Raw genomic sequence first — 367 nt, 5'->3', positions numbered from 1 at the left:
GGAGGTCCTCGGCGTGCCGTCGGTCGGTGTGGACGACGACTTCTTCGAACTCGGCGGCCACTCTCTCCTCGCGGTCACGTTGGTGGAGCGTCTGCGTGTCCGTGGGGTGTCGGTGTCGGTGCGTACCCTGTTCCAGGCGCCCACTCCGGCGGGCCTGGCCGAGGTCGCGGCCCCGGACGAGGTGGTGGTGCCGCCCAACCGGATTCCGGAGGGCGCCGAGGAGATCACCCCGGACATGCTGCCGCTGGTGGAGCTGACGGAGGAGGAGCTGGCGCGGATCGTCGCGGACGTTCCGGGCGGTGCTGCGAACATCGCGGACGTCTACCCCCTCGCCCCGCTCCAGGAGGGCATCCTCTTCCACCACCTG

At 70.8% G+C, this 367-nt stretch carries 1 protein-coding gene; it reads left to right on the top strand.

Going from position 1 to position 367, the window contains the following annotated elements:
- Positions 1-13: 13 nt before the first annotated feature.
- On the top strand, positions 14-367 hold a 354-nt coding region (locus H0H10_RS03800; protein WP_309141723.1), incomplete at its 3' end, for a phosphopantetheine-binding protein.

The sequence above is a fragment of the Streptomyces griseicoloratus genome (assembly GCF_014534645.1).
In the GTDB taxonomy this organism is placed as follows: Bacteria; Actinomycetota; Actinomycetes; order Streptomycetales; family Streptomycetaceae; genus Streptomyces; species Streptomyces griseicoloratus.
This window is presented reverse-complemented; position numbering and strand designations above follow the sequence as displayed.